Genomic DNA, 24,688 nt, shown 5'->3' with positions numbered 1-24,688 from the left:
CTGTTCTATAAGCACCAGACTCAAAATGCGACGCGACGACCTTCGGAACATTGTGATCATTGCCCACGTCGACCATGGTAAAACGACCTTGGTTGACTGCCTGCTGCACCAGAGCGGTCAGTTCCGAGAGAGCCAGCTTTCGAGCGAGCGAATCCTCGACTCGAACGATCTGGAAAAGGAACGCGGCATTACGATTTTGGCGAAGAATATCGCCCTCCCTTACAACGGCGTGAAGATCAACATCGTCGATACCCCTGGGCACGCCGACTTCGGTGGCGAAGTCGAGCGCGTGTTGAGCATGGCCGACGGTGCCGTCGTGCTGGTTGACGCCGCGGAAGGCCCCATGCCACAGACGCGTTTCGTGTTGTCGAAGGCGTTGGAAGTTGGCTTGAAGCCGATCGTGCTGATCAACAAGATCGACAAACCCGATGCCCGTCCGCACGAAGTTGTCGACGAAGTGCTCGACTTGTTCCTCTCGCTGGGCGCCAGTGACGAGATCGCCGAGTTCCCTTACCTGTTCGCCAGTGCCAAGGCGGGCTTTGCTTCGGAAGATCCAACGGTTCGCGAAGGGGACATGCGTCCATTGCTCGACCTGGTGCTGAAGCACATCCCGGGCCCCGACGTCAATCCAGACGGTCCCCTTCAGATGCGTGTCACGACCCTCGACTGGTCGGAGTACACCGGTCGTATCGCGATCGGCCGCATCAAGTCAGGCAAGATCAAGAAGGGCCAGTCGGTGATGATCTCGAAGGCGAACGATACCTTCGAACGTGGCCGCGTGGTTGCCCTGCACGTCTTCGAGAACCTCGGTCGGGCGGAAGTCGATGAAGTGGGCGCGGGTGACATTGTCGCCGTGACCGGTATCGAAGACATCGACATCGGCGATACGATCTGTGCCGTCGATAACCCAACGCCGCTGCCACGCGTGGCGGTCGATGCCCCGACCCTCGAAATGATGTTCACCATCAATACCTCGCCACTGCTGGGTAAGGATGGTAAGTACGTCACCTCGCGTAACCTGCGAGATCGTTTGGAAAAGGAACTTGAACGCAACGTCGCCCTGCGTGTTCGTCCTGGCGATTCCGGCGATAGTTTCCTGGTGAGTGGCCGTGGTGTGTTGCACCTGGCAGTTCTGATCGAAACGATGCGTCGTGAGGGTTACGAACTGGCCGTGGGCAAGCCGCAAGTGATCATGCGTACCACTGACGGCGTCAAGGAAGAACCTTACGAACAACTCGTCATCGAAGTGCCATCCGAAAAGATGGGCCCGGTGATGGAACTGGTTGGCGAACGCCGTGGCGAGCTGGTCGAAATGCAGCCTCGCGGTGACTACAGCCAGGTGATCTTCACGATCCCATCGCGCGGTCTGATCGGGCTGCGAACCAAGTTGCTCAACTCGACCCAGGGCGAAGCCATCGTCAACCATCGCTTCGAGTCATACCGTCCGCTGTCGGGCGAAGTGCCTCGTCGTGCCAACGGTGCGATGATCTCGATGGTTTCTGGTAAGGCCGTCGGTTTTGCTCTGTTTGCCCTGCAGGAACGTTCCGACATGTTCGTTCGTCACGGCGACGAAGTTTACGAAGGCATGATCGTCGGCGAGAACTCGCGTAGCGACGACCTGACGGTGAACCCGACCAAAGAAAAGAAGCTGACCAACATGCGAGCTTCCGGTTCGGACGAAAACATCGTGTTGCGTCCACCGAGAGAAATGAGCCTGGAAGTCGCTCTCGAGTACATCGAAGATGACGAACTGGTCGAAGTGACGCCGAACCACATCCGTCTGCGAAAGATCTTGCTGAAAGAAACCGATCGCCGACGTCAAAGCCGCAAGTAAACCTTCCGGCCAAGAGACAACAACGAGGCCGTGGTAAGGTTACCATCCCTACCACGGCCTTCGCGTTTCTTGTTACTAGATTCGCCCGACCGGACGGTTCTCGGTTCCTTTGATCTTACGATGCGAATCCCCTAGCTTCTGACGAATGCCGTCGGCCAGCTTCTCCAACTGCTCGACCACCTGAGGATGATCGGCCAGCACATTGGTCGTTTCGCCAGGGTCTTTTTCCAGGTCGAACAAAGCCAGATCGGTTGTCGCTTGCGAGTAAGCCGCCGGCAAGCCATCTTTGCCTCCTTCACGTCCCGCCATCGTGCGATACTCGTGTGGGAAGACGAGTTTCCATTTGCCGCTGCGGACCGCTTTCAAGCCGCTTCCGTAATAGAAGTAATACGCTTCGTGCGGCGACTTGGCACCTTCGTCACCCGCCATCAACGGCCAGATATCTTTGCCGTCGATGGGGTGATCCGGCAGGTCAGCCCCGATCAGCTTGGCAACCGTTGGAAAGATATCGATAGTCATGGCAGGCGTGCTGCAAACGGTGTCTGCCGGAATATGCCCTGGCCAACACATGATGGTCGGTTCGCGGCAACCTCCTTCCCACATTGTCCCCTTCCCTTCCCGCAGCGGACCAGCGCTACCGGCGTGCTCGCCATAGGAAAGCCAGGGACCGTTGTCGGAAGTGAAGATGACCAGCGTGTTGTCTTCGATCTTGTTGCGACCAATGGCATCGAGCACCTGCCCGACCGACCAGTCGACTTCCATCACCACATCGCCGAACAGACCTGCGCCCGACTTGCCCTTGAACTTATCCGACACGTAGAGCGGCACGTGCACCATGCTATGAGGCAGGTAGAGGAAAAACGGGCGATCTTTGTTCTCGTCGATGAACGAGACCGCTTTCTCGGTGTACTGCGTGGTGAGCTGCTCTTGCGCTTCGCCATTCACTTTCGGGTTAATTACCTTGTTGCGATCGTACAGTGGCAAGTGAGGCCAGCGCTTGATGCGTTCTTCTTCCGAGAGATGACGCACGCCAGGATGATAGGGCCACATGTCGTTCGAGTACGGCAGGCCGAAGTAGTCGTCGAACCCGTGCTGCATCGGCAGGAACTCTTGGCGATCGCCGAGATGCCACTTGCCATAACAGGCCGTCGCATAACCCTTCTGTTTGCACAGCTCCGCCATCGTCATCTCGTCCGGGTTGATGCCGATCTTCGAATTCGGACCGAGCGCTCCTTGAATGCCGACGCGAACGTTGTAGCAACCAGTCATCAGCCCGGCACGCGAGGCCGAGCAAACCGCCTGAGTGACATAGAAGTCGGTGAAGGTCCGCCCCTGGGCTGCCATTTGATCGAGGTGCGGCGTCTTGTAAGCCTTCGCGCCAAACGGCCCGATGTCGGCATAGCCCATGTCGTCGATGAAGATCACGACCACATTCGGCGGGCGATTGCCTTCAGCAGCGAACGTAGGGTTCGGCAGGCAATAAGAAACAGCGGCTGTCAGCAAGCCTAGGCAGAGCGGCAAGCAACGGGACGAGGGCGAGAGATGCGTGGGCATGATGCGATTCACGATGACTCCAGGGACTTTGGGCTCGGTAGGAGGTGAGGTAGGAAATCTCAGTATCCCCCGCTACAGAGCCCAGGTCAACGTTCGCCATTCTGGCCAACGGCAGTGGTGGCGATTGCGTGCATACCAACGCTACGGCTAGAGGGGCCATCGACGCGGCGAAAAGCTAGTTCCGACGAAGAATCATTTCGAATTCGACGCTGCCCCGAGAGGTAGCTGAGCCATGCCTAGTGATGCGGACGACCGATTCGATTTCAGTCAGCGAGCCAAGTTGGGCCGCGACCGCACGCAGAACGTTTGCCGCGCACCGCTCGGCAGCAACGGTCGCTTCTTCCATCGAGATTTACATTACATCAAGCTTGACGCCAAAGCTGAATCGATGGAATCGCGGATCGCTGAGTGGCTCAAGAGCCAGAACCGTCATATTTCAAAACGAAAAGAAGTCGCTTTCAATACTGGCTCTTCTAACTTCTAGGCTTAGCGCGTGATCACCTATTGGGGGGTGATTCGTTCGGCTGCGGTGTCGTAGCTGGGGGCAAGGTTTGGCCATTGAAGGTTCTTGAGGCGTTGTTGGGCCTGGTGGGATTGTTGTTGGGCTTGCTGCTGGAAAGATTGGTCTTGGGTCAGATGCTGGATATGGCTGGCGAGGCCGTTGGGCGTTCCGTCGTAGAGAAGATGCGTCTGGTGTTCGACCAGTTCGGGATAGGCCAGGCGGTTGGGGAGCACGGGAATGCATCCTGCCAGAATCGCTTCGGCGGCGGAGATGCCAAAGAACTCGTGGATCGCGGTCGACACGAATAGGTCGGCCGTTCGTAGAAGCGTTTGGTAGTCGGCGTGACTCGGCAGGAATCCCCACTGCTCGATCTGATCTGAAAACATCTCCTGGGCTTCGGCGAAGATCTTCGGGCTATCGCGGAAGCTCTCCCCCACCACGCTCAGGCGAAAGCTCACGCCGTGATCGTTCAGTTGCTGGAGTGCGGCAAAGAAGTCTTCCGGGTTCTTGTCTTGCTCCCAACGCGCCGCCCAGACGATATGCGGACAATCGAAACGGGGCTGGGTCTCTCGCTTGGGACTAACCTGAAGGCCTGGATGGGCGATCGTGCATCGCTGAGCAAGTAGGTCGATCTGGTCATCGAGCTGGTAGTCCGGAAAGCGTGACAGAAACTGCCGGGTTGCCTGAAGGAACTCGTCGCGATGGTACTGCGAGTTGAACCAGATGGCATCGGCGGAGAGCATCGACTGGAAGTTGTCGAAGGCGTAGTGATAGTCTCGCTGCGTGCGGAACTGATCGGGATAGGTCAGCTGGTTTTCGTGAAAGTAGAGGAGCGATGGCAGTTGGCTGATCGCTTTCGGGGCGAGGCCTCGAAAGGCTGCCAGGTTCAGCATGTCGGTGCAGAACAGAAGATCGAAGTCGCTGCTCTGCGTTTCATGAAGCAGCTGGGCGAAGGTGATCGCCGCGTGCCTCATTCGCCACTTCCAGTGATGGGCCGGCAAGGTAAGGCAGGTCCAGTCGTGCCGACTTGCCTGGCTCCAACCATCGAGGAAAGCACGATGGCTTCCGCCATAATAAGGTTCGAGGGCAAGGATCTTCATGCAGGCGATCGGAAAGCTAAGCTGCGAAGCAAAAGGTCATTTGTTCCGTAGCTTAGTCCCTAGCGCACGATCGTACCAGTCTCGGGGCGGTCGAACTGGCTGAGCTGAATCAGCGAGCTGTCTGGCGAGATCTCGGCGGCTCGCTGAAAGGCAAGCATTGCCCCGGCGGAGTCACCTGAAAATTCGAGAGCCATCGCATGCAAGTGATGCAGGTTGGCGTCGTTCGGGAAATCGTTCAGCAGTTCCGCATAGAGTGCTGCAGCCTGGTCGAACTTGTTCTGCGACATGTAGACTTCCGCCTTCATGAGGAACATTTCTTTGCAGTCTGGATCGAGCTTCTCAACTTCCGACAAGGCGTGCAGGCAATCGTTGTAGCGACCAGAATCAAGCATGGTCGAGGCGGCTTGGAGCCTTGTCTTGATGTGGCGTTCGTCGACCAGCCTACGGATCTCTTCTTTACGCTGGCGTCCTTCCTTGCCGGGATCCATGATCGATTCACGCAGCGTGGGCGAGATCGCACAGCCGGTGAAATTGCTCATCAGCAGCAAGGCGGCAAACAACGAGAAAAGAATGCAGCGCATGGTAGTTCGACTATTGATGGGCTTCGATCCGAGGATTGATCACAGGGTTTGGCGAAGGAAATAGTTGCTCGGGATAGAGCGGTGGCGCGGGATCGATCCGATCGAGATGCCATGGCGAAACCTCGACGCCGTGCGGATGATTCCACGGGGCGAGGCCTTCCTTCAGGTGCGTGTGAACCGAGCGATCTCCGAGGCCTGTTTGGGCAACGATCTTCTCGCGAAGGGCGACTGCTTCCAGGATCGTGTTGTCGTAATGGATCGCCAGGTTAACGTATCGCAGTGCCGAGTAAGCATCGCCGGTCGCCCAGGCCGCAGTCGCTCGGCGGTAGTAGTTTCGGCCGATGTGGGCTTTGCTGAGCGGACTCATCTTGTCAGCGCTGTATTCATGCTGCACCTCGAACAGGTCGCGTGCTTGTTCGCCATCTTGCGGGATGTTGCCTGGATCGACGATGCGGGGCGTGATCAGAACAATCAGTTCCTGGCGTTCCAGGTCTTCCAGCTTCGAGCGAAACAGCACGCCTACGCCTGGCAGGCTGCCCAGCAGTGGAATCTGCGAACCACTCGTCTTTTGATCGCTTTTGATCAGACCGCCGATGACGACCGTACGGCCATCGGGGCACATGATGTTGGTGGTGACCTGGGTGACCTTCTTGTTCGGAATTGTCAGGCCTTCTTCAACGCGGACGTCGCCGGTCGAGATTTCAGGATGCACTTCGAGTCGCACCATGCCGTCGCTGGTGATGAAAGGCCGCAAGCGAAGCTGCGTACCGACGTCGAGAAATTCAACGGTTTGCGTCGAAGCACTTTCGGTGACAGTCGTGCTGATATAGCCCTTTTGTTCACCAATCAGAACTTCGGCTCGCTGCTTGTTGAGCACCAAAAGCTGTGGGGCGGCGATCACGTTGGTTTCGCCGATCGTTTCCAGTGCTTCGACAAACAACGCCAGGTTGGCATCGAGGTAACCCAGCTTCAGCCCGCCGTCGGCCATGTCGACGGAAGGGAGCGTGTTCGATGGGAATTCGGAGATGATGCGGATCGTGTTGTTTTGACGAAGGGCCTCAAAGCTAACGCCCATGTCGAGCGAGTCTTCGAGTTGAACGCTCAGGATCATCGCTTCGATAGCTACCTGCAGTGGGCGGCAATCGAGTTCGAGAACGGCCTGATCGATCTTCTTCAGGTTTTGTTCGTAGTCGCGAATGATCACGGTTTCTTCGCCGGCGTAGTCGTTCGCGCCTGAGCCGGTCGAATCTGCACCGATGCCGACCTTCGAGGCGGTCGAGATGCTGATCGAGCCAACACCTTCAGTCAGCAGCGGTGTCAGCAGGGTCTGGACTTCCGAGGCCTGAATGTATTTGAGGCGATAGATTCGCGTTCCCATCTTGTCCTGCAGAACCTGCATGCCTTGGATATCCGCCGGGGTCCCGACGAAGATGAAGCCATCTTCTTCATGCATGATGTAGCCGGTCGATTTCAAGATCGCGGCAAGTGCCGTGCGAACATCGACCTTGGTGAGCGATGCGGAAACACGTCCTTGAACGTTTTGGCTCGGCAAGATATTGAGCTGACCTTGTTCGCTCAGCAGTTCAATGACCTCGCGGATATCGCTGTCTTGAATCACGATCGTCAGCTTGTCGTCCCCTTCGTCGGGGATGATGCGTGGCTGCGATGGACTGGGCAAGTCGATCGGTTCTGGTGAAGGCTGGTAGGCGGGCTCGACAGGCGGAGTCGCGGCTGGCAGTGCAGGCGGAGCAACGTTCACTGCAGAAGCAGCGGCACCGGTCGGGTCGTTCTTCGACGTGGCGACCTCTTTCATCGAGTCGAGTGCTTTGTTGACGACATCCCACGAGCGGTTTTGCTGTTCAGCCATTTGCTGCTGGGTCGCTTCGGCTCGCTCGAGCGTCTTTTTGATGGCATCCAGGTCAAACTGCTGGGTGTAATTGGGTTCCAGCGGAATGGTGCTCGGGGCCGTTGATTGTGCTTCGATGTTGACGTTGGAAGTCAGATGCGTCGTCGGGGCAGGCTCCGGTTCGGCTGCGACGACAGGTTGCGGAATTGCCTGAGCCAGGAAGGTGGGCAGATTCCATTGAGAGAGATCGCACGACTCGAGGAAGATTGCCAGGGCAATCCCGCCGAGCGTGCTGATGAGCAGCAGCGATAGAATCAGGAGTTTCTTCATTCGACTTCCGTGTCGATAGCGGAGCTCAGTTCTCTGGGGGAAGCAACGTCCCGTTTCGCAGGACCAGTTTGCTACGTCCTTGTAGGCTGGTCTGATCCAAGTGCAACTCGTAGTTCTGCGTGGTCCCTCTCAGCGTGACTCCCCAGGGATGAACCTGAAGCAGCGTGAAGGTGGCCACCTGGCCTTCGCCACTAACTCTGTCGCCTAGGCGATAGTTTTGATTATTGATCCGGGCAATCGGCTTGCTGCCGACAATGACCGACGTCACTGCCAGGCCGGCCGCTTCCGGAGAAACGTCAAGTTGCCCTGGCTGATCTGGTTCGGCTGGTGCCGAGGTCACCGAAGTGGCCAGCGGTGTTGGATAGAACGGATCGAAGCCCTCGCTATTGAGGGTTCCTGGTTCCATCCATGGATCCGCGGCGATCTGCTCGTTGATCTCTTTCCAGTTGCTCTTAGCGGTGCCGGAGGACGCAGCGACTGACGGACTGGCCGTCGTCAATGCGCCTGGCTGGGGCACCACCAGCGGCTCGACCTTTTCAGGAGTCGCCACATTATTCGAGGTGCCCACCCACTTTTGAATCAGCGGATACCAGAACCAGATGGCAACAGCCAGCAAGCCACCAAGGACGGCAGCTTTGCCCGGGTTCCGCTTGATTTCTTTGGTAAGTTGGGTGGTTACGTTCTTTAATTTCACGGTTCGGTCGAGACACCAGGGGGTCTCGTCTTTCGTGTTATCGGTTTACGGAATAGTCTTCCTAATGCGAATTCTTTACCGAGACCATAAAAGCCTCAAATTCTACCTCGCACGATAGCTCGTGGTTGGTGTCGTCGCTCGGTGCTAGCTCAATGCGTTCGACCCAGATTTGCTGCGGCATGGTTTCGATGCGGCGAATCAAGTCGTGAATCTCTTGGAATGTTCCTTTGCAGCCGAGTCGAACCGGAATACGCTGCAGGGCCTGCAGCGATTCGATTTGGCCTGGTTCCAGGCGTAATGAATCGGCGCCCGATTGTTTGGCTTGAGTCGAGACCTCGCCCAGAAGCTGGCTGAGTTCAAAGTTCACATTCGTGACCTCTGGCCAGGTCGACGAGAACGCTTGCACCTCTTCCACTTCGGCCTGGTACTTATCGATTTGGGCTAGCAGTGATTGCTCTTGGCCGACCAGCGATAGCTTCAGGTTTAAGGCGTCGCGTTTGGCCGAGATCGAACGGCTAATCGGTAAATAAACCAGCACGGCAAACGCTGCCACAAGGCAAAGGCCAGCTACCAGCCATGGTGTCGAACTCTTTGGCATCTTCATGACTAAAGGGCTCCTTCCGACGAGTTAGCGGTACTGAGAGCTTGGCCCAGCAAGTGTTCGAAGGCGGCGAAATGGCCACGCTTGATCCGCACATGAGCGGTGAAGGTCGACGACTCGCTGCCATCTGGGTTTTGGTGCGGATCGATCGATTCGATCTTGGCCGACTCGACCACTTCCGACTGGTGGAGATCGGCCAGAAATTGATAAAGCAGCGACGAGTCGCGGGTTGTTCCTTCCAGTTCGATCGAACAGCGTTCGTTGCGAAGTTCCGTGATCAGCTTCTCGAGATCCCCTTTCAGCGGATCGCCTTTCGGCTCGACCGGTCCTTTTTCCTTCGCTCCCCGGACAACCGGCTGACCAGTCTGCTGGGTCGTCATTTGAATGCGAGTCAGCACGATCTCGGCTGGCAGCGGATTGGTAATCGAAGCAATCACTTGCGACTTCGGATACGGGTGATTCATAAACGCGAGCAGGTTGGCATGATGTCGCAGTGCCGTAACTTCCGCCCGCTTGCGATCAACTTCCTGCATCAACTGCGAGATCCGTTCATGCTGCTTGTCGAGAGAAGCGACCTGAACATTCAGCGTATGCAGTTTGGCGAGCTGGAAGATCACGACGGTGACCATCACGCCGACGACGACCGCGGCCAAAACCAGTCTCGAGATGTTGCTCGAGCTGCGAGTCCGTTTTTCGCGATACTTTTTCGGTAGAAATTCAATTTCGTGCAGGGTCATTTGGCGGCTCCCACTTGGCGAGCTGCAAGCCCGACGGCGACGTCCCATTGGCTACGTCGTCCGAAGCTTTGCGTGGACTCGTAAATGCGGAGTGGATCGCCGAGTACGGTTTCGATGCCCGAAAGGCGTTCGACTTCGTTTCGTAGCGATTCGGTTGCTTCGCCGCCGCACAGCACCACACGCACCAGAGGTTTGCCGCGGAAGGTGACGCTGTGGTAACGAATGCACATCGCCAGTTCGTTTTGCAACCGTTCCAGTTCGTCACGCATTGCGTTCAACACGCTGCGTTCCACTTCGGGCGTTTGTTGGCCTCGACGGCGGTCGGCGTTGTGTTTGCGAAGGTTGATCGCATCGGTCAGGCTCATGTCGAGCTGCCGGGCGACTGCTTCATCGAAGTGGCGACCGCCGACATCGATGTACTTCACAAACAGCACCTGGCCCCCTTGGGCGATGATCACCAACGTATTGGTATAGCCGACATGGATGTACAAAACGCGATCTTCGTCGTCTGCTTCACGGCGATACTGACGCGTGAATGATCGTAGGATTGCCATCGGCTCGACATCGACCGAAACGGGCCGGAACCCGCTTTTCTCGCATTGATCGAGGATTGCCTCCAGCTTTGGCCGATAGCAGGCCATGATGATCACTTCTCGCAGCAGTTGCTCGCCCTGGCGGATTTCTTCCGACTCGAGGAAGCGGATTTCGGCGTCGATCATCGAATAAGGGATACGGTCGGCGGCCTCTTGATGGACGATGTTGGCCAGGGCTTTCGAGTCGCTCTTGCCGACGCGGATGTTATGTAAGAACAGGTCTCGCTGGTGGATGCATATGATGGCATCGTGTCCACGGAAATTGCGGCCGATACGTGCATTCTGAAGTGTTTGGCCTAACGCGGCCAGATAGCCATCGAAGTCTTTGTCGGGTGAGATATCTTCAGGCAGGTCGACGACGGCAGCTTCCTGGACCGACTTATAGTCCTTCGAAAACTGCACCATCTTGATGCTCTTCGAACCGATGTCGATTCCGATCGGATTGTAGCGAAACAGTGGAAGCCGAATCATTGGTCGTGCCATTGCCGAGAGGTGTCTGCTCTCTGGCTGGCCGAAACGCGTTCAACCTTCCAGGATCAAGACGAACCGTCGGCACCGAGTATGTTAGGAGCCTGCGTCGTGAATTCACCGATGGTTGCCAGCCCAGTAACGGGGTTCACCGAGATCGGTAAATAGATTTCCTCGGTCCCTGCGGTGGAGGAAAGCCAGATAAGTGTAGGTTCCTCTCGCGTGGTCTGTCCGAGTGTGTCGAATTCAATCGTCGTGACTGCCTCCGGCGTCGATTCATCTGTAACGATGGCAACGATTGAAACACGTGTGCCGACCTGGGGAAATTCGTCCAGCGAGACGATGAGGGAAGTCGGATCTTCGGATGGCTTGCGAAATGGATTGCTGGGCAACGTATCGAGTGTATTGTTCGCCCCTGTATGGGTCAGAACATACTGGTTCTGGGCTTCGTTGAAGGTTAGGCGATAGGTCGAACTGTTCGAGATCGCCAGCGACCGGGTGTAGTCGAGATCGGCCACGATAATCTGGGCCGCTCCTTGTAACTGGTCGGGGGCCGCTGCCCCGAACTGAGGGATGACCACGGCCGCCAAGATGCCGAGAATCGCCACGGTGATCAGCAGTTCGATCAACGTAAACCCGGCTCGGTCAGGCCGAGTCGGTGCAGCGTATTTCAGGATTATGTTGGGCGTGACCATCTTGTGCCTATTTGGCGGCGGTTACTTGGACCTTCAGTTTGCCAGACTTCAGCAACTCGTTCTGTTCGCGCAGAAGTTGGTTCGATTCCTGCAGCAGACGAATCATTTGTTCTCGCTGCTGAACCGGGTTGGCGAAGGGCTGGCGTGGCTCCGGCGGAGCGGCATCGCTCTGCGAGTACCACCAGCCCACGGCCAGGCACAATACGTTGAAAGCAATCAGCACTTGCCAACGGTTTCGCGATTCGTTCATTACGGTACCTTTCAAAGAGGATTACCGGCCGCCATCGTCTTGCCAGCGGACCAGTTCCCAGACCAGTCCGACGTCGCCATCACCGACCTGATAGATCGGCTGGCCTGGATCAAGCCATTGATACGTCGGGACTTCATCCGGCAGTTTGATTTTGACTTTATCGATCAATCGGCCGACCCAGATATCATCGAGCCACGTGGCGAAGTTCGCCGACGTGTTGGTCTGGCCCACGGCATTCACGAAATTGATGAAGTAATAGTACGAATAGTAGGCCAACGACGACCAGTCCGATCCGGCTTCCAGCTTGAATTCGTCGGCGAAAACCTGGCCGGCGATTTGAACCTGTCCATTGCTGTAGAGTGGTTCGACCTCGAAGTCACCAAACGCGGCGATGGCACCATCGATTTGCACCTGAGTGCCTTGAGCGGCGTCGATGTCGTCGTTCGCGATTAAAGTCGGAAGCTGGTAACGGGTCTCGTCCCCGTCCAATGCTGGCAGGTCGACCCCCTTCACCATCACGTTCGAGCCACGCAAATGGATATCACTTCCGTGGTACTGCGCGATCAGGGTTCCCTCGATGTTCACATTGTTCTGCAACGTAACCGAGCCCTGGACACGAAAGATACCGAGCGGATTGGTATCGATGTCGGGTGATAGCGTTTCGTCCTGCAGCGAAGAACTGACCAGGGGGATTGTGTATTCCTTCCCACCCGGAAAGAGGCGATAGCCGGTTCCGCCGGTGGTGTTGCTCGGTGCGCTTGCCGACGTGGCTTGATAGTTCGTCGTGCAGTTGAGCTGACGGTTGAGCGTCAACGCGGTGCTGATATCGTTGCGATCACTCGACAACGTGACCTCGCCCGCCATCGGGCGGTAGTCTTCGTCGCTGGCTGCGGCCAGTAAAGCGATGTCTTCCAGGTACCGCGATCGAGCCGTGCCTGGTGGATTGTCGCCGATCCAAGTCAACACGGAACTGGTTGATCTTGCATCTCCATAAACTTTCCATGAATCGGCTTGTACGCCATTGATGTAGATCTTCAGCGAGTTTTCACTGGAATTAAACGTAACCGTGAGCAGTATCCAGCGGTTGGCGTAAATCTTTCCGTTACTGGGGATCTTCTCGTATTGATCGCTGGTCGTCTTCAAACGAATGCGCGGGTAGGCATTTGCACCACGAAGTGTTGTGCTTAGCATCCACCAATGGTCATTCGAATCCGTGCCAGAAGCTTTCGAGATGATTCGAGCATCTTCATTGGTTCCGGTCATGCTCGTCGGAGCAATCCAGGCATTGATCGTGAAGTCAGTATTGCTGGGCAAGTCGAAGCCGCCGAGATCGATGCGTCCGGAAACACCATCCAGATAAACCGCCTTATTGCCTCCTCCAACGTCGTAGCCAGGAACGACACCTCCGCGATACGTTCCGTGGCGTCCGCCCACCGAGTCTATCGCAACGGTCGCCGTCGAATCGGATTCGTTAAATCGCCACCAGTGGCGGATACCGTAGGACGACAGCACGCTTGCCATGCTCGAGCTGGACAAGTTGCCGATTAGGTTGATGGTATAAACTTCCAGCCCAGACATCGCGCGGTTATGAATGACGATTTCATCAATCAAACCAGAAAATGGCCGGTTGGTCTTCTGCCAGTCTTCGCACAAGTTCAGCGTGCCGTTAATAAACGACTTGCCATGCACGCGGTTGGGAAGTTCAAGGTGAGAGTCGCCGGTGCCATAGCTGTACAGCGAGTGGCCGGTCGCGGCCTGGTAGGAACTAGGATTGGTTTGCAGCTTCCGCCGAACCAATTGAACAACGGCTCGGATCGTGTACTGAGAGCGAACCGTCGGCGAGACCGGATCGAAGGCATACCCAGTCGAAATAACGGTCACGCGGAATGGCTTCTCGGCGTAGTCGGAATCGCCTGGTTGCAGCCACGGGTCGCCCGTTTCATAGCGAACCGCGTACGAACGATGGCTCCCAAGACTCATCGCCAGGGTGGCATCGATCCCGGCCCAGTCCGACTCGTACATCTCGCGCACGCCGGCTGAAATGCCAGAGATCGCCGCCTGGCGGGCGTCGGCCTGACGGCTCATATTGCTCTGAATTTGGTGCGTGGTCGATTGAACACGCATCATTGAATACGACAACGCCAACGTTACCGACAGCAGCGCCAGAACGATCACAATGGCGAAACCATCACGCCGAATCTTTTTCGGTTGGAAGCGAGGATTCGTCATTTGGTCACCTGGTGATAGATCGCCGAGGAACCAAAGAACGGAACCGCTTCATCCTGCATCGCACCATGCTGGGTGATGTTGTCGTCGGGGACCAGTTGAAACTCGAAGTAGCACCAGACCTGCCGTACGCCTGCCTTCGACGAATAGATGCTGGTGGCCCATGGCAGATCTTCCCAATCGGAACTGCCGGCTCGAGCCTCGGCAATTTCGACATCGGACGGAACGACACGCGTGCGAAACCGTAGAGTGCTGTAGTAATGCGTCTGATGCTGACCGGCTCGGACGAGATCGCTGATTTCGATCACATCGGCATCGGAGTCGTCGATCAGGCTTTCAATGAGCGTTCGCCAGGCAGAATCGCTCCCCGCCGCCGGGGCGGATCCGGGATCGGTTCCAGAACGAATCTCGAGTAGGCGGTTCGGCTGATCAGGATCGACAGCGAAGATCAACAATTCGTCGATCTGAGGATAGTCGGAAGTTGCGAGCCCTTCTGGCGACCAGATGGCAACGGCCTGAGGGAAATCGTAGATCGAATCGTAATAACGAATCGGCACGATGCCAGGGAACTGTTCCGTTGCGTGCGCACTCTGCATGGCGTGTTCCATTCGCTGCAGAATGATGCGAGCATGCTGTCCCACCAGGTTCTTTTCCTGCGAGTACGCATTCGCCATCTGCACCGACATGGCCAGCGAGCCAAACGACAGGCAAATAATGCCCATCACCGCAGTGGCGACCAACAGTTCCGCCAGCGACAAACCAGGCTTCGAGTTGTAACGACGCTTAGCCATGAGCTGGGATGTACGAGATAACACGTTCACGCTGTACGATCTGCCGCCAGTTGCCATCCAGGTTTCGGCGATAGACTCGGCAAATCAAGACGCGGTAGTTGGTAGGTTGATTGTCGGCAACTTGAATGGAATGGTTGTTCTCGCTGAGATACGCGACTTCGACCTCGCAACGCCAGTTGGTCAAAAAGCTGCTGCGAGGCCGGAAACCAACCGGAAGTGTGTCGCCACTGGTATCGCAGGTCGAAAGCGTCTTGCCATCGATCCGAACTGGCGGCGAAGCAGAGTATTCGTTGTAGTCGTCGGTGTCGTCGAAACGGGAGCGGCCGGGGCCAATGCGTTCGTCGGGCGAAGCCGATAGGGACGTTTGATACGGCTGCGAACGAAGCGACGGATCGACCCAGCTTTGCCCTTGAATCTCATCGAGCATCTGCCGCGCCATGCCATCGGCGATGGTGATTTCTTCCTGCTCTTCCACGGAAGAAATGGTGGCTTCGACGCCCAACAGCAGCACGCTACTGGCGATCGCAACGATCGACATCGCGACGACCGCTTCCACCAGGGAAAAGCCGTGCCGGCGAATGATCGAATTGGCAACCACAACAGACATCGAAACGTTTCAGGAAAGCATTCAGAAAGCCCCATTGTCCGTGGAGGCTTTCAGAGCGCGCAGGCTCCGCTGAAAACGTAGGTTCGCCCGAAGGTCCGTCAATTCGTACGCTGCCAGTAGCGACGAATATTGGGGAAATGAGAGGTGCTGTTGGGGGGAATGTTGCGAAAATGCAACATCCAGGCCGATCAAGCCCAGTCGTAGCCCAGGTCGACGTTCACCGCCGAATGGGTCAGTGCCCCGACGCTAATCCGATCGACGCCCGTTTCGGCGATGCCACGAATCGTTTTCAGATTGATGCCGCCGGAGGCTTCCAGTTGAACTTCGGGAGCCACCTGGTCGCGAAGCTGAACGGCTGCGGTCAGGGTTTCGCAGTCCATGTTATCCAACAGCACGATATCTGGCTGGCTTGGTAGAACCTGCTGAAGCTGTTCGAGTCGGTCGACTTCGATTTCGATAATGCGGCGATTGCCTTCGGCCTCGCCCAGTTGATCGATCAGAAACTGGCGAACAATGCCGACCAGGTCCCCCAGTTGCGCCGACTTGCCGGTCGACTCGGTGTACCAGGCCAGGTGGTTATCTTTCAGCATCACGGCCTCATATAGGCCATTGCGATGATTCGTTCCGCCGCCGCAGTTCACCGCGTACTTCTCAAGACGGCGCCAGCCCGGCGTTGTCTTGCGAGTGTCGTAGACCTTGGCTTTGGTCCCTTCCACCTGGCGAGCGTAAGTCCGGGTCAGCGTGGCGACACCGACCATCCGGCCGAGGAAGTTCAGCACGACCCGTTCGGTGGTCAGCAGATCGCGAACGCATCCCTTCAGCGTGATCAAGCGATCGCCTGGCTCGATCGCAGCGCGGTCTTCGCGGTGGAAGGTCGCTTCGATCTCGAGTTCCAGTTCTTCGATCATCAGCGGGACGATCGGGCAGCCGGCGAGAACCCCTTCCTGTCGTGCCACGATGTGGACTTCGCCGGTCGCTGATTCGGGAATCAGGCTGAGGGTCGACCAGTCGTGCTCTCGACCCAGATCTTCGCGAACGGCCAGTGCCAGAAGTTGTCGGCAATCGTCTTGAATCAGGTCGTCCCATGCGACCTGGTGAAATTCCTTGGCCATAGATCACGTACTTTTTCGGGGCAAAATGGGGATGGCGAGGCAGGAAAGTCGCTCGCTTCGGCTCGCTTCATTGTCGATAATCGAGGCGAGACCACCAAGGGGTGCCATGGGCAAGCGGACGCAAAAACCGAAAGAGCGATTGTTTCTGCGGTGGGTGCTGCGCCGTGGCGACCAGCTTTTGGTTGCGTCGATCCTGCTCGTCGCCGTCTCGCTGGGTGGCATCTATTACGGCGTGCAGCGGATGCGTTCGGTGGAATTCATCGATATCGACGAAGCACCGGCCGCCAACTATGCCTTCATGGTCGATCTAAATCAGGCCGATTGGCCAGAGCTGGCCCAGTTGCCGGGCATTGGCGAGACGCTGGCCAAGAGAATTGTCGAGTCGCGAGAAATGCAGGGACCTTTTCTCGATCACTCCGACTTGCAGCGAGTCCGGGGCATCGGCCCGCGGACGGTTGAATCGCTGCGAGACTTTCTGCTACCAATGCCGCAGGCAGAGGCGATCGCCGTGGATGCCTCTGCTCAGCCGGCCAGTTAGCGGTCGATTAACGACGACCGACGTAGAAGCCAGGATCGTCGATCACCCATGGGGTCGACCAGCTCTTGCCGTTGTCGTAGTTGAAGACGTTGAAGAACATGCCGCTGACCGATTCGATCTTGTAGTTGTAAGGTAAGTACGAAGCGACCAGGTCTTTGCCGGTCAGGGCGTCGGCACCTTGCGACATGAAGTAGTGGCACCGGCCATCGGGCGTGAACGACATGCCGATGGTCCACCAGCCGAGTTGTTCGGCGGTAACTTTCGGGCCGCGTACGTCACCATGCGGTGCACCACGGATGATCCACTGGGCGGTTGGTTCTTTGTCCGAGCCTGGTTTGGCTGGCTGGAATTCCAGGAAGATGCCGGGCCAGTTCTCTTCCGTTTCGGTCGAGTTGTAGCTGAACAGGCCGCCCCCCTTCTTCTTCGAGCGACTACCGATCGCGGTGGTGCGGAAACCGAACGTTGCGGCGCCGGCGTGCTGCTCCCATTTATCAAACGGTGGCAAGTAGACCCGCGTCATGGCGCTTGGATATTGGTTCACCGAGTAGCGACCTGGCACGCGGCAGATCAGATCGTCCTGGCCCAGTTCGTTGCTGGCACGAAACGGAACGTTCGATTGCAGCGTCATCATCAGCAAGGCACCCTTGCTGCCAGGGATTCCACCTTCAGGTGTTTCGACGCGGCGGATGTAGTCTGGGTGACCACGCTTGCTGCTTTCCGCCCACAGCTTGTTCTTCGAGATGCCACCCGGCAGGCGAACGTTGTTGTCTTGTTCGTGGCTCGACTTGGGATGGTTGTCGGTGTATTCCCATTCTTCGTCTTCCAGGTCGTCGAACCAGATCCGTTGCCCCTGGCCAGGGACGACTGGATTTTGGGCCCAAACAGTCGACGTCGTGAAGAGAGACAACACAAACAGAAACGCGAAGCAAATACGCATGGAATGATCGGCTTTGCTAGCTGGTGGCGGTGGTGGTATTTCGTACGAATCAGGGGAACCCTTAGGGCTCTTATCGGCCCTAAGGTAACGATTGTTCAGAAAATACCGGCACATGCTACCCCTGACCGACGTTGATTGGCACAGGGGAAGAATCTACTCGCTTCCGATCGCCCACAGGGCGTCGAAGGTTCGCAGGTAGATTCGACCATTGCTGAAGACCGGGGAAGCCGCAATCGCTTCGCCGATCTCGTTCTGGGCCAAGATCTTGAATTCTGGGCCTGCTTGCACCACAGTGACAACCCCGTCGCGACCGGTCAAATAGAGCTTGCCCTCCGCAAAGACCGGGGACGAACGGTGACGGATACGGTTGGTCCGCTCTTCGTACAACTGCTTGCCGGTCTCACGTTCCAGAACGATTAGGTTGCCATTTTCTCGGCACAGATAGACGTAATCCCCCACGATCAGCGGCGATGGCACGTCTGGGGTCACTTCATGGGTCCAGAAATAGTTGTCCTGCTTCTCGGTGATGTTGCCCTCGCCGGTTGTTTTTACGGCGACGGTGATCCCTCGTTTGGCCGAAGGAACGATCACCATGCCATCCTTCGCGACGGGGGACGAAACAAAACGAAGCGTCACGTCATAGCGGCCTGGAGGATGCAGTCCGCCGACACGCCACAGTTCCTTTCCGCTATCCAGGTCATAGGCGATCGAATAGTCGGCACCATGCGTTAGCAGGAACTTCGCTTCTTTGCCGTCGTAAACAATCGGCGAAGCATAGCTGTGCTCGCACTCTTGCCGGGCATCGCTCGGACGGCTGACTGCCCAGGCTTCTTTGCCGGTCGCCTTGTCGAGTGCGACCACCTTGGCTCCGCCGCTGTGGATTAACTGCAAATAGATCTTGTCCCCATGCAGGACCGGTGTGCTAGTCAGGCCGAACTGGATATCGAACTTGCCATACTTCTCTTGAACGTTGATCTGCCAGATCTCGTTCCCTTCGAAGTCAAAGCAGCCAAGCGAGCCATTCGCGAAAAACGCCCACACATGTTCGCCGTCGGTCGAAGGAGAAGGAGCAGCCGAATTGCCTTCGTCGCCGCGGACATCGCGGTTACCGCTGCCCAGCTTGCGACGCCATTTCTCTTCCCCTTCGGTCGAGATGCATAGCAGCACCAGGTCGTTCTCGGCGACCGACGTCAGGAAGATGTTATCTCCCCAAACGACCGGGGTCGAACCAGCGGCGCCTGGCAATGGCAATCGCCAGGCAATGTTCTTTTCAGTGCCCCATTCGACCGGGACGTTCGTTTCGGAACTGATGCCTTGATTTTCAGGGCCTCGCCACGATGGCCAGTTTTCGGCCAAGGCAGGAGCGGCGATGATGGTAAAGAGAAGAAACAGCGTGGGCGGGATCGTTTTCATGGATGAAGTTCCGTCAGAATCCAATGGGACGGGCTGGGGTAGGTTTTCCCGTATTATAAGGGCGATTCGTCCAAAAAATTGGCCGAATCGGAACGACTTACATCAGACCTCAAGATTTTGGCCCGGGAAGTGCGGACAGGGAAAGTTTGCGGCATTATGTTAAGGCGGTCAAGAGTTTGCGTCGTTCGCAGGTCCGAAGTTGCCTGAACTAAAATAAAGTGAGTGAAAACAACTCCTTTGAGAAGATTCATGAGACTGACCAACATTCCCCAGCTTTATCGCAATGTAAATCGCTGGACCGAGATCCTCTCGGTGCTCAGCCGGTATGGGCTGGCGGATTGGATCCAACGTTTTCAACTCGATTTCGCCAAAGGGTTCCTGAAGGATAAAGATGGCGAAGTGCTGGCACGCTATACGCGCGAAGCACGCATTCGGATGGCACTCGAGGACCTCGGTCCGACCTTCATCAAGCTTGGCCAGATCCTGAGTACCCGACCCGATATTGTCGGCGTCGACCTGGCGGAAGAACTGAAACGTCTGCAAGCCGACGTCCCGGCCGATCCGCCGGAGCAAGTTCGCAAGCTGATCGAAGCCGAACTAGGCCAGCCGATCGAGCAGTTGTTTTCGACGTTTGAAGACAAAGCTTTGGCGTCTGCTTCGATTGGTCAGGTTCACCTGGCCCGGCTCTTCACCGGCGAGAAGGTCGTTGTGAAGGTGCAACATCACGGGATCGAGAAGACCGTGACCGAAGACCTGGAGATCCTGACCGGCCTGGCGGCACTCGCCGAGAACGTTCCGGAATTCCGCGATTATCACCCCAAGGCAACCGTGGCCGAGTTTCAGCGAGCCCTCCGCCGCGAACTCGACTTTGGCCGCGAAGAACGAAATATTCTGCAGTTTGAAGCCGCCTTCGAGCACAACGAAACGGTACGGATTCCGACGGTCTACCCCGACCTTTGCACGCCGCGCGTCTTGACGATGGAATACATCGAAGGCATCAAGTTGGCCGAAACCGACAAGATGCTGGCATCTGGGATCGACCAGAGCGAAGTCGCCCGGCGCGGTGCTGAACTGTACATGCACATGATCTTCGACACCGGCTTCTATCATGCCGATCCTCACCCCGGCAACTTGATTCTGCTGCCAGGGGATGTGATCGGGCTGATCGATTTCGGCATGGTGGGCCGTATCGACGATCGCCTGCGGGAAGATATCGAAGACCTGCTGATGGGGATCACCAGTCGCGACGCCGACCTGCTGACCGCGACGATCATGCGGATCGGCAGCACGCCGCCAGACCTGGACGAACGAGCTTTGCGCCGCGATGCGAACGACTATGTTTCCGACTTCGCCAATCAGCAGCTCGACGGCTTGAACTTCGCCGATGCCGTCAACGAGATGTTCAAGATCGTGCGGAACTATCGGATTCAGTTGCCTCCTCAGGTCACCATGTTGCTGAAGACCATGATGATGCTGGATGGCACCGGACGAATGCTCAACCCGCAGTTCAGTCTGGGAGAGCTATTTCAGAAGCATCGACGCCGCATCATGATGAAGCGTTTCTCGCCTTCACGACGGCTGCGAAAGCTGTGGCGAATGTACAACGAACTGGAACGCCTGGCGGAAGTGATGCCGCGGCGAATCAGCGAAATCTTAGAGCTGGTTCGGGTCGGCAAGTTCGACATTCACCTCGATCACCGGCGTCTCGAACCGTCGGTCAACCGAATGGTGATGGGGATCATGACGGCCGCACTGTTCATGGGCTCGTCGCAGATGCTCAGCTCGGATGTCCCTCCCCTGCTCTTCAAGGAAGAAACGTTCCTGCAGATGAAGAACATTTCGATTCCCGGAGCGTTGGGGCTGGTAATCAGCTTTGCCCTCGGATTTCGCCTGGTGATGGCGATCAATCGTTCCGGGAAGCTCGATCGAGAGTAGCAGCCTAAGCCGCTTTGCGTTCCGGTTGAGCGACGACCGGAATCGGAATGACTTCCGGCTGGGGAGCGAGAGATTTAAGAACCTGTTCGATGCGACGATCGAGGCTGTCGAGTTCCAGGAGAACTTGATCTTGGCGGCGACAAAGCTCGTCGACGACGTTCGCAATTCGAACCGATGTGCTCATGGATGGGTCCTGCTTGAGGAAATGGCTTCGACCCTAAAGAGATCGGATTCGCTACGATCGTTCTCCATCCTGAAATTGACCCTGCGATGCTGGCAGCAGGGGCCGAATGTTAAACTGTAACGGTCGCGGTGGCTGTTCCTGCACCGAGCCTGCTCGGATACCCCCAGGCAAGTGCACGCGTGCTGGCATCGCCTGCGCGTTTAGACGTTCCGGCTGAGCGAGAAGATCGGCATCAGCAGTGCCAGCGCGATCCCACCCACCACGACCCCCATCACGGCGATCATGATCGGTTCGATCAGGCTGGTAGTCGTCTTGATCGAGAGATCGACGTCGTGCTCGTAGTGAGAGCTTACTTTTTCCAGCACGTCGTCCAGTCGCCCGGTTTCTTCGCCGGCGGCAATCATCTGAATGATGGTTGCCGGAATGAGCTGACTCTTTCGCAAGCATTCATGGATCTGGCTGCCTGACGTGACGGAATCGATCACGTTCAGCCATAGCTGCGAGTACTTCGAGTTGTTGCAGACCTGCGATGTCAGTTCCAACGACTGCAGCATCGGCACATCGCTGCGAACGAGGGTTCCCAACGTGTTGAGACTTCGCGCGATGGTCACCTTGCGGATCATCGGACCAATGATCGGAATGTTCAGCTTGGCCCCGTCGATGAACTTTCGTCCTGTTTCGCTGCGGCGGAAGAACAGGAATGCGACCACAAGGGCAATCAATGTTGGCAACCAGTACATCCAATAATTCAGCAGAAAGTCCGAGGCAGCCATCATGAAGATCGTTGGGCCAGGAAGCTTCACCCCTTTGCGGTTGAAGAGCGGCTCGAACTTTGGCAGCACGAACGTCAGCAGAAAGATCGTCACGCTGCATGCCAGCACAATCATCACGCATGGGTAAGCAAGTGCCGCGCGGATCTTACCACGGGTTTCAGCTTCTTTGCGGAGATAGAGCGCGATCTTCTCGAGCATCTCACCCATCAAGCCAGTTTGTTCACTGGCCCGGATCAAGGCGACGTAGGTCTGGTCGAAGTACTTTGGGTAACGTGCCAGCACGGTCGAGAAGTCTTCACCCCCTTCCACTTCTTTTTTCACGTCGAGGATTAGCTTCTTGAGCGCTTCGTTCTTTTCCTGCGAAGCGATCCCGGATAAGGCGGTTGAAAGGTTGATGCCCGTTTCGATCATCACCGACAACTGGCTTGTCATATAAATGATGTCGTTCCGCGAGATGCGATTGCCACCCAGCGATAGACTGAGTCCGCCCCCCTCTTCTTCCAGAGAGATCACCTGCAAGCCATCGCTGGCCAGCACGGCGCGGGCTTCGTCAATGCTATCAGCATCGATCGAGCTGTCGTGCAGGTTGCCGAGTTTGTCTTTGGCTTGGTAGGCGAAGGTTTGCATGGCTTGGCTCGTTAGACGTTAGTAAACGATATCTCCCGTCGCGTGGATCACTTCTTCAATCGTTGTGATTCCCTCTTTCACCTTGCGGTAGCCATCCAGTTGCATCCCGATCATCGAGTTATTCGCGGTCGCGATCTTGCGCATGTCGGCCAGCGAGGCTCCATTGACGATGGCATCGCGCAGCTCGTCCGAAATGGTAAGCAGTTCGTGAACACCAATACGCCCGCTGTAGCCGGTGTTGCGGCAAGCGCGACAACCAACACCGCGGCGGAACGAGTCGATGTCGTAGCCCATGCGTTCCAAGGCACGACGCAAGTTGCGATCTGGTTCGTAAGCTTCGCTGCACTTAGGGCAGATACGGCGAACCAGTCGCTGGGCCAGCACCATGTTGAGGGCGGCACCGATCAGGTAAGGCTCGACGCCCATGTTCACCAGTCGCGTGACGGCAGACAACGCGTTGTTCGTGTGAAGCGTACTGAGCACAAGGTGACCAGTGAGTGCGGCCTGAATCGCGGTGCGTCCCGTTTCTTCGTCACGAATTTCACCCACCATGATCACGTCAGGGTCTTGGCGAAGGAGGGTTCGCAAAGCGACCGAGAAGGTCAGTCCGACACGCTCTTGGACCTGAAACTGATTGATCAACGGCAAGTGGTATTCGATCGGGTCTTCGACCGTGCAGACGTTATTTTCCATCGTGGCGATTTCGTTGAGCGCCGCGTAGAGAGTCGTCGACTTACCGCTACCCGTTGGCCCAGTCACCAGGACGATGCCGTTGGGGGCATGCACGTTGGCCGTCAACCGAGTGAGAATGTCTTCGGCGAAGCCGAGGTTCTTCAGGACGAGCGTGACCTTCTTGGTATCGAGAACACGAATCACCGTCTTCTCGCCACGGTTGCCTGGGAAGGTACTCACACGAAGGTCGATCTTGCGAGAATCGAGCATCACGTTCACGCGGCCATCTTGTGGCAAACGACGTTCGCTGATGTCGAGCCCGGCCATAATCTTGATACGGCTGCTGACCGCGTTCAAAAGATGGATCGGAACTTCGAGCGATTTGTGCAAGCGACCATCGATACGGTAGCGAACCCGCATGCAGCGTTCGGCCGGCTCGATATGAATATCGCTCGCTCCTTCTTTCACCGCGTTGTAGACGATGTAGTTCACCAGGCGGATCACCGGCGACTGGCCGGCGATCTCTTCGACGTCACCGATGTCTTCGATCGCATCTTCGATCAGCGTGACTTCGGTTTCGTTGCTGTCTTCGATGATGTCGTCGATGACGAACACTCGCGAGTCAGGCAACTGCGAGATCATCCGGCGAATGTCTTTGGTCGACGCCGCCACGATCTGCACCTGCAGACCGGTTTGGTTTTTAATTTCTTCGATCAAGAAGAGGTTCGAAAGTTCCGAGATGGCGACACTCAGCACGCCTCGAATCTTGAAGAGCGGAAAGATGCCATGCTTCTCGATGTATTCGCGAGGAAGCAGGTCGACCACCTTCGGATCGTACAAGCGAGCTTCCAGACGTGCATGCGGCACACCATATTCGGTCGCCAGACACTCGATCACGTGATCTTCCGAGCAGAAGTCGAGCTCGACCAGGATTTCGCCCAGCAGCTTACCGCGCCCTTTCACTTTTTGATAAGCGAGGGCTTGCTCCAGCTGTTCGATGGTGACGTAGCCGCGGCGAATGAGCAAATTACCCAGCCGTGGCGGTGCACTCGTCGTTGTGTTCATCATCGATTCCATGGGCATCCTTT

General features: G+C 56.7%; 23 protein-coding genes. 4 read left to right on the top strand and 19 right to left on the bottom strand.

What is annotated here, in order from left to right; genetic code table 11:
• Window positions 1-25: 25 nt before the first annotated feature.
• On the top strand, window positions 26-1,834 hold the full coding sequence (gene typA / locus ABD890_RS03220) for a translational GTPase TypA (protein WP_345085819.1): 1,809 nt from the start codon (window positions 26-28) through the stop codon (window positions 1,832-1,834).
• A gap of 75 nt (window positions 1,835-1,909) precedes the next feature.
• Here typA and ABD890_RS03215 read toward each other — a convergent pair whose 3' ends face one another.
• On the bottom strand, window positions 1,910-3,400 hold the full coding sequence (locus tag ABD890_RS03215; RefSeq protein WP_345085817.1) for a sulfatase family protein: 1,491 nt from the start codon (window positions 3,398-3,400) through the stop codon (window positions 1,910-1,912).
• A gap of 220 nt (window positions 3,401-3,620) precedes the next feature.
• Here ABD890_RS03215 and ABD890_RS03210 point away from each other — a divergent pair, with 220 nt between their 5' ends.
• Window positions 3,621-3,872, top strand: a complete 252-nt coding sequence (locus ABD890_RS03210) for a hypothetical protein (protein ID WP_345085815.1) — start codon at window positions 3,621-3,623, stop codon at window positions 3,870-3,872.
• Between the two features lie 17 nt (window positions 3,873-3,889).
• Here ABD890_RS03210 and ABD890_RS03205 read toward each other — a convergent pair whose 3' ends face one another.
• The 13 genes from ABD890_RS03205 to nadC form a co-directional block, all read right to left on the bottom strand.
• Window positions 3,890-4,990, bottom strand: a complete 1,101-nt coding sequence (locus tag ABD890_RS03205) for a tRNA-queuosine alpha-mannosyltransferase domain-containing protein (RefSeq protein WP_345085813.1) — start codon at window positions 4,988-4,990, stop codon at window positions 3,890-3,892.
• 59 nt (window positions 4,991-5,049) lie between these two features.
• Entirely contained in the window at window positions 5,050-5,571 is a 522-nt protein-coding gene (locus ABD890_RS03200; RefSeq protein WP_345085811.1) for a tetratricopeptide repeat protein, read from the bottom strand.
• Window positions 5,572-5,581: 10 nt separating this feature from the next.
• Entirely contained in the window at window positions 5,582-7,747 is a 2,166-nt protein-coding gene (locus ABD890_RS03195) for a type II secretion system protein GspD (protein WP_345085809.1), read from the bottom strand.
• Between the two features lie 25 nt (window positions 7,748-7,772).
• On the bottom strand, window positions 7,773-8,441 hold the full coding sequence (locus tag ABD890_RS03190; RefSeq protein WP_345085806.1) for a hypothetical protein: 669 nt from the start codon (window positions 8,439-8,441) through the stop codon (window positions 7,773-7,775).
• A 61-nt stretch (window positions 8,442-8,502) separates the two neighbouring features.
• Entirely contained in the window at window positions 8,503-9,045 is a 543-nt protein-coding gene (gene pilO, locus ABD890_RS03185) for a type 4a pilus biogenesis protein PilO (RefSeq protein WP_345085804.1), read from the bottom strand.
• Window positions 9,046-9,047: 2 nt separating this feature from the next.
• Window positions 9,048-9,779 (bottom strand): hypothetical protein, encoded by a 732-nt coding sequence (locus ABD890_RS03180; protein WP_345085802.1) that lies wholly within the window; start codon window positions 9,777-9,779, stop codon window positions 9,048-9,050.
• Window positions 9,776-10,843 (bottom strand): pilus assembly protein PilM, encoded by a 1,068-nt coding sequence (gene pilM, locus ABD890_RS03175; RefSeq protein ID WP_345085800.1) that lies wholly within the window; start codon window positions 10,841-10,843, stop codon window positions 9,776-9,778. The genes ABD890_RS03180 and pilM overlap by 4 nt, the downstream gene beginning before the upstream one ends.
• A gap of 65 nt (window positions 10,844-10,908) precedes the next feature.
• Window positions 10,909-11,535 (bottom strand): pilus assembly FimT family protein, encoded by a 627-nt coding sequence (locus ABD890_RS03170; RefSeq protein ID WP_345085798.1) that lies wholly within the window; start codon window positions 11,533-11,535, stop codon window positions 10,909-10,911.
• Window positions 11,536-11,542: 7 nt separating this feature from the next.
• Complete coding sequence (locus ABD890_RS03165; protein ID WP_345085796.1) at window positions 11,543-11,785, bottom strand: hypothetical protein; 243 nt, start codon at window positions 11,783-11,785, stop codon at window positions 11,543-11,545.
• A gap of 21 nt (window positions 11,786-11,806) precedes the next feature.
• The gene (locus ABD890_RS03160; RefSeq protein ID WP_345085794.1) at window positions 11,807-14,014 is read right to left on the bottom strand and encodes a LamG-like jellyroll fold domain-containing protein; all 2,208 of its coding nucleotides are present in this window, start codon (window positions 14,012-14,014) and stop codon (window positions 11,807-11,809) included.
• Window positions 14,011-14,802 (bottom strand): PilW family protein, encoded by a 792-nt coding sequence (locus tag ABD890_RS03155; protein WP_345085792.1) that lies wholly within the window; start codon window positions 14,800-14,802, stop codon window positions 14,011-14,013. Before ABD890_RS03155 ends, ABD890_RS03160 begins: the two co-directional genes overlap by 4 nt.
• Window positions 14,795-15,409 (bottom strand): type IV pilus modification PilV family protein, encoded by a 615-nt coding sequence (locus ABD890_RS03150; RefSeq protein ID WP_345085790.1) that lies wholly within the window; start codon window positions 15,407-15,409, stop codon window positions 14,795-14,797. The genes ABD890_RS03155 and ABD890_RS03150 overlap by 8 nt, the downstream gene beginning before the upstream one ends.
• 188 nt (window positions 15,410-15,597) lie before the next feature.
• Entirely contained in the window at window positions 15,598-16,521 is a 924-nt protein-coding gene (gene nadC, locus ABD890_RS03145) for a carboxylating nicotinate-nucleotide diphosphorylase (protein ID WP_345085788.1), read from the bottom strand.
• 106 nt (window positions 16,522-16,627) lie between these two features.
• Between nadC and ABD890_RS03140 the strand changes: the two genes are divergently transcribed.
• A complete protein-coding gene (locus tag ABD890_RS03140) occupies window positions 16,628-17,059 on the top strand; it encodes a ComEA family DNA-binding protein (protein ID WP_345085786.1) in 432 nt (143 codons plus the stop codon).
• Window positions 17,060-17,066: 7 nt separating this feature from the next.
• Here the strand turns inward: ABD890_RS03140 and ABD890_RS03135 are convergent, their stop codons facing one another.
• On the bottom strand, window positions 17,067-17,996 hold the full coding sequence (locus tag ABD890_RS03135) for a hypothetical protein (protein ID WP_345085784.1): 930 nt from the start codon (window positions 17,994-17,996) through the stop codon (window positions 17,067-17,069).
• 153 nt (window positions 17,997-18,149) lie between these two features.
• Window positions 18,150-19,409, bottom strand: a complete 1,260-nt coding sequence (locus ABD890_RS03130; protein ID WP_345085782.1) for an outer membrane protein assembly factor BamB family protein — start codon at window positions 19,407-19,409, stop codon at window positions 18,150-18,152.
• A 249-nt stretch (window positions 19,410-19,658) separates the two neighbouring features.
• On the opposite strand from ABD890_RS03130, the gene ABD890_RS03125 reads away from it, so the two are divergent.
• Window positions 19,659-21,344: an ABC1 kinase family protein gene (locus tag ABD890_RS03125; protein ID WP_345085780.1), complete on the top strand. Its 1,686-nt coding sequence runs from the start codon at window positions 19,659-19,661 to the stop codon at window positions 21,342-21,344.
• A 4-nt stretch (window positions 21,345-21,348) separates the two neighbouring features.
• On the opposite strand, the gene ABD890_RS03120 is transcribed toward ABD890_RS03125, so the two are convergent.
• The 3 genes from ABD890_RS03120 to ABD890_RS03110 all read right to left on the bottom strand — a co-directional run bounded on the left by ABD890_RS03120 (window position 21,349) and on the right by ABD890_RS03110 (window position 24,677).
• Window positions 21,349-21,528 carry a hypothetical protein gene (locus ABD890_RS03120; RefSeq protein ID WP_345085778.1) on the bottom strand — a complete coding sequence of 60 codons (180 nt, stop codon included), beginning with the start codon at window positions 21,526-21,528 and terminating at the stop codon, window positions 21,349-21,351.
• A 200-nt stretch (window positions 21,529-21,728) separates the two neighbouring features.
• Entirely contained in the window at window positions 21,729-22,928 is a 1,200-nt protein-coding gene (locus ABD890_RS03115; protein ID WP_345085776.1) for a type II secretion system F family protein, read from the bottom strand.
• An 18-nt stretch (window positions 22,929-22,946) separates the two neighbouring features.
• Entirely contained in the window at window positions 22,947-24,677 is a 1,731-nt protein-coding gene (locus tag ABD890_RS03110; protein ID WP_345085774.1) for a GspE/PulE family protein, read from the bottom strand.
• Window positions 24,678-24,688 lie beyond the last annotated feature (11 nt).

The organism is Bremerella cremea, assembly GCF_039541315.1.
GTDB lineage: Bacteria > Planctomycetota > Planctomycetia > Pirellulales > Pirellulaceae > Bremerella > Bremerella cremea.
The sequence above is the reverse complement of the archived record's forward strand: the minus strand, read 5'-3'. Positions and strand labels throughout refer to the sequence as shown.